Below are 5,217 nucleotides of genomic sequence, written 5' to 3' on the forward strand. Positions count from 1 at the left end.
CCTCTTCCATGACATCCTTGTCGACTGAACGATTGCCTGGCTTTCTGCGCCTTGTTTGTACTGCATTTGCTTGGGCAGTTTCCCAATTATAGTGTCTTCTGACTCCACTATTACGTCTTATCTCACGAGACACTGTACTTGCACTTACATTTATCGCCTTGGCAATATCTTTTTGTTTCGTTCTATTTTGGAGTAGCACAGAAATTGTGTACCTTTGCTCCGAGGTTAATTGTTTGTACATTGCAATGCAAAATTAATTAATCTTTGGGAGACAGAGGTCTCCCTTTCTTATTTTTATGCATTGCTTGTTGATTTTCTTCTCATGGGGGCTTCTCGCCCCCAAACCCCTCGGTGTTTTCAGGTATAGATTATTAAGCTACACCAGCACTTGGGATTGCAGTTCTATGTTGAACTTGCGTCGGGATATTTCTTCTAAAAGACTTTTCAAAAGTTATTAACTCTGTGATTGTCAACTGTTGTTCTGATTGTTCAAATTCCATATTACCAAGTTTTAAAATATAAGATTTTCCTGTTGCTTGTTTGTATTGGCTGCAACCACCAATATGAGAAATGCCAGAATGTGCTTCTTGTTTGACTAACTGCATAGTTCCTCTATTTGTTTTAGGATCATAATCACCCAAATGATGCCATACATATCCCTTAGGTGTACTTTTCTGGCCAAGTGCTGATAGACTTGCATTTTCAAAATCTGTACTATATATCCCAGAGTACTCTATTGATATAAAATTTTTTTGTCCTTCCTTTATAGGATATAAAGCATCACTATCGGCATAATCAAGTCCTCCATTTTTCGTAGCTTTAACGTCATGAAAGCCTCTTTCCTCTATTTTCTTTAATTCATTTGCATCAGCATACCCATTATGCACCAGCACTCCCTCTTCTGTGACATAATAGTTCTCATTGTCCTCAATCTCCAGATTATAGACCTCTACAAAGGTAGGGAAAATAATCTTATTCTCAATGACAACGATGGAATTATCTTTCAGTTGAAGAGTGTCATTAACATTTAGTTCCTCTATCGGTGTCCATTCGCCATTGCTGAAGAAGCGGTGTTCAGGTGTTACCTCAAGTATCGTACCGTTTGAAAGTTCCAAGGCGCACATACGTCGTGTCATACGACGCATGACCTTCTTTACCTTCTTGTATTCCTGCTCACCTGTTTCCTCATTGTAGGTTAAAACAGGTACGCCAACTTCCAGTTTTTCTATATCAGCCAGTCCCCACTGTGTATGCACCTTCGTACCAGCAGGGAAACAGACAGTTGTCGTACCCTTGGCTGCAAAGACATCAAGGATGAGCGACATACCGCTTGCCTTGACTTTTTCCCAAGTGCTCATTTCGTCATCTGTCCAGATGTCATAATGAGCCTTGAATTCACCATAAAGACCAAATCCTTTCATGAAACGACAGAACATGCCTCCCTGCTTCCAACCCGTGAACTGCTGAACGAGGTTCTTCTTAGCAGTATTGAGAAAACTCTTGCCGAACGTGCGGGCAAAGGTTGTTGCAGCCTGTCCCGCTGACGAGGCACCTGCTGCTGCCGTACCTGCTTCAGCCACCATAGAGGCACCACCTCGTCCGACAAGGAAACCAAAGGCAAAGTTAGATATATGACCGAGATTTGTTATAGTCTGTGTGCCCCAGGCTTCCCAAAAAGTTTCTTGTGCTGTGATGATTCCACCTTCTGCTGGGCAGGTCATCTGGGAAGTTAATGTCAGCAGAGGAGCACCGTTTAATTTGGAACGCTGTGATGTCGTGGTAGGAAGCCAGGAACGTGTTGCTGCAGCACTCGCACATTTGCAGCCGGCAAAAATCAATGCACCCACAACAACGGCAGCAATGATAGCTGCGGTTACCCAACCTGGACCAGGCACACACATACAGGCTCCGACTGCAAAGGTTGCAACACCTGCTACAGCACCGGCTCCAAAGGCAACTGCCCCTGCACAAACAAAATTAGCCTTCCTTTGAATATCTTTACTCGTTGCTGCCAGCGCCCCGCTGAATTTAATACTCTTCTGACTGTCTACACTCACGCGTACAGGCTTTGCACCCTTTGAACAGGTCAGATAATGAGCTTCTGTCAGATACTGTTCATTCGCCATCTTCGTGAAGTTTTAGATGAAGGTGAGTGTACAAAGAATAATCCTTGCCGACAGTCTCACTCAGGCTGAGATTGGCTTCTTCCAATATCTCGCCGTCATTATGAAAGTCTGCACGCATCTGATAGTCCATGTTCGAGCCTTTTGCATTAACGTTCTTAAGAATCTTATCTACAGACTCTCCATCGTAGATCATATCGCCCTTAAAGTGGCGGTCAGTCTTACCGTCAAACATAACACCCTTACTTGTTTTGTACGTACAAGCAAGTTCTATTGGGGCACAAGAGCCAAACCGGTCAATGTCACGATGCTTAAAATGTTCTTCGCTCATATATTTTCCAAATTGAAGAAAATAAGCATACATGAAGTGCATATAGCGAATATTGTTCATAAATAACGGCTCATTGGCAAGTTCCTTTTCCTTTGCAAGGATAATCTCATACGAGCTCATTGGGTACTTATAGGTAAGATACTCACGGACTTTCTCCCACTTGGAATAGACTTGATCCCTATTATTAATCTTGCGGAGAATCCCGTGGTCGCTGACCCAGAAATCCAATTCTTCATAGATAGCACTAATCTCATTCGTTGCCTCAATAATCTGAGCCACAGTAGCGTCATCATATTTCACTAACTTATTTGATAACTCACGCAGGCGGAAACGCCACCATTGCTGTTCCTTGTCTACTTCAAGGAACGTAAGTTCATGCCGACTCGTCATCTTAAAGTCACTGTCAATGACCATAGCTTTGGAGTGTCCCTCAGCCGTTAAATCATACACAAACGTCTCTCCTACTTTGTATCGTCTGAAGTATTCTTCTTCGTTGATTTCCATAAAATACCTATTCCTCTTTAGCTATTTATATTAACATCTGGGCCATCTACAACGACCTTACTTCCTCCTGTAATTGAAATATCTTTGCTACCAAGAGTGGCGGTTGTAGAACCTGACATATTAAGATTAGCCTTGCTTGACATCGTCAAATCCTGCTTAGCCTCTAAGGACATCATTTCATCTGTTCCGATGGCAATCTGCTGTTTACCATTAATAAAGATACCACTCGTGCAAACCTTTATTTGATTTTCTCCTACAACCAAAGTAATAGCTGTGTTTCCTTTTAACGTTATATTACCGTCTGAGTCTGAAGATATAACGGAACTGCCATTACCAACATTAATAACATTATTAGTTCCAGCATTGACAAAATTAGAAGATTTTGCATTTGTAGTGGCATTACCTGCACCATCAAAAGTCATGCTTACACCGCCCTTATCGTGCAATGTGACACTACCTACAGAATCATCAAGTTTTAAGGAACTACCTCGGCGACTGGTGAGGCTTTTGCAGTTGTTGCCTTGGCCACCGCCACCACCTGTTGTTCCATTAAATAGGCTACCCATAACGTAGGGACGGGCTGGGTCACCATGGCGGAAGCCGAGGAGGACTTGGTCGCCTACCTCCGGGATGAACACGAAGCCACGGTTGCTCTTTACGTCTTTGCTGCCGCCACCATCTGGTGTCATCACACGCACCCAACTTGTTCGCATGTTGTCGGTCTGCCAATTCATGCGCACCTGCACACGACCTGCTCCGTGTGGGTCGGCATTGCTGAGTACCGTTGCCATCTGCGTTTCAGCCAGAGGCATTTCAACCTTTGGGTTAGGCAGACTCATTACAGTACCAGGAATGGCTTTGAAACGGTTTTTGTAATAACAGCTCTCGCTCACTTCATGGGTCATCTCGATGATGATGAAATCGCCTAAGCTCTCTTGGGAGAGATTGCCAACTCCCTTTAAGAAAGAACTATACAAGCTAATCACTGAACCCACATGTAGCCTTGGGTCCTGACTTTCGGCTGTAACATAATGTGTCTCAGCCGTCTCGGCGGCCTGTTTTAGGAGTACATAATTCTCAAGATCATTGATAGAGCTGACACGCTGTATGGAGTACTGGCGAGCCGCCTTAGGGTAGGAGGGAAGCGCAGCACGGAACGCATCACCCGCCATCCTGTCATGTCCGTAAGCCTTATCAGGCGTCTTGCGGTCCATCTCACGGTTTGCACCAGAATGGAAGGTGAACACCTGTTCTGGACGAGCTAATGTTTGTAGGCCAATATTGAGGGAACTTAGTGACGTACCAAATTCCATCTTGATAGGGTCTGGCAATCGTCTTGGCTTACCGAAGACAAGTTTCAGACCATCATAGTACATCCACTCTTGATACTGCAAGGCGAGACGACGAACGAAATCGAAGTCAGATTCCTCGTATTGGCAGATGTAATCCAACTGTTTCTTGTGTGCTGCATTCAATGCCAATTGCACCTTACCATCACTGCACAATCTCTTTACGACATCACCAATCGACCTATCGTTCCATGAGTAACAGCTCGGTGCCGTCTCCATACGATAAGTGGAGGAGTATCCAGACACCTGTATACACCCGAAGTCGCTGCCATCGCGATGCAACTCAATGTTCGTCACTATGCCACAGAAGAATGGTTTGTTCGCAGCTTTCACTATGATATCTTTGCCGAGCCACTCTTTACTGCTACTGATGTTATGCACCTGTCTGTTGCCTCCCGACTCAAGGTCAACAGTGAGGTCAAAGTGATGGTGTGCACCAGTACTTTGGTCTATACGAAGTGATTTAAAAGAAGAAAGTCCATCCTTTCCTATAGTGATGGAGATGGGATTAAAAGGTATTGCCATTGAATATATTTTTTGAGGTAATTAAGGCTGAAAAGCTATTTGATAAGATTTGTGCCCTATATATAATAAGGTGGCGACCTCAGCTGCTTATAGGTATGTCCTACTGCGGTGAGACCTAAATAGAAAGCTAAAAGGACCATGTCAAGCACGTAGCCCGACACGGTCCTTAAGTTTCTTAGACCTATGAACGAGGCCAGCGGTTATCGAGCTCGGCATTACCCACGGTGATATTCTCAGCAGAGAAGGTCATCGCGATGGTCATCGGCGCCTCGTTGTTTACGTCGAGTGTCTCCTTGTAATGAACGATGTAAGCATTCTTGAAAGAAATCTCCTTCATCTTAGCATCCTCCTCACTCTTCTTGTAAACAATCTTACCCTCAACAGG

The 5,217-nt window shown here is 44.2% G+C and carries 5 protein-coding genes; all 5 read right to left on the reverse strand.

Features of this window, described 5'->3' with window-relative positions; translation table 11 throughout:
- Positions 1-241: helix-turn-helix domain-containing protein (locus HMPREF0666_RS13170; protein ID WP_009012858.1), on the reverse strand; the 241-nt coding region annotated here is incomplete at its 3' end.
- Between the two features lie 130 nt (positions 242-371).
- Positions 372-2,126 carry an HNH endonuclease gene (locus HMPREF0666_RS13175; protein WP_009012859.1) on the reverse strand — a complete coding sequence of 585 codons (1,755 nt, stop codon included), beginning with the start codon at positions 2,124-2,126 and terminating at the stop codon, positions 372-374.
- Positions 2,116-2,958, reverse strand: a complete 843-nt coding sequence (locus HMPREF0666_RS13180) for a hypothetical protein (protein WP_009012860.1) — start codon at positions 2,956-2,958, stop codon at positions 2,116-2,118. Before HMPREF0666_RS13180 ends, HMPREF0666_RS13175 begins: the two co-directional genes overlap by 11 nt.
- A gap of 17 nt (positions 2,959-2,975) precedes the next feature.
- Positions 2,976-4,832 carry a type VI secretion system Vgr family protein gene (locus tag HMPREF0666_RS13185; protein ID WP_009012861.1) on the reverse strand — a complete coding sequence of 619 codons (1,857 nt, stop codon included), beginning with the start codon at positions 4,830-4,832 and terminating at the stop codon, positions 2,976-2,978.
- A 181-nt stretch (positions 4,833-5,013) separates the two neighbouring features.
- Positions 5,014-5,217 (reverse strand): type VI secretion system tube protein TssD (tssD, locus tag HMPREF0666_RS13190; RefSeq protein WP_009012862.1); only part of this gene is annotated, 204 nt, incomplete at its 5' end.

Origin of the sequence: Prevotella sp. C561 (assembly GCF_000224595.1) — a bacterium.
Lineage (GTDB): Bacteria > Bacteroidota > Bacteroidia > Bacteroidales > Bacteroidaceae > Prevotella > Prevotella jejuni.

What these genes read in the sequence shown, in the direction of transcription:
- HMPREF0666_RS13175 (WP_009012859.1), bottom strand. Translation starts at nt 2,126, where the DNA reads ATGGCGAATGAACAGTATCTGACAGAAGCTCATTATCTGACCTGTTCA.
- HMPREF0666_RS13180 (WP_009012860.1), bottom strand. Translation starts at nt 2,958, where the DNA reads ATGGAAATCAACGAAGAAGAATACTTCAGACGATACAAAGTAGGAGAG.
- HMPREF0666_RS13185 (WP_009012861.1), bottom strand. Translation starts at nt 4,832, where the DNA reads ATGGCAATACCTTTTAATCCCATCTCCATCACTATAGGAAAGGATGGA.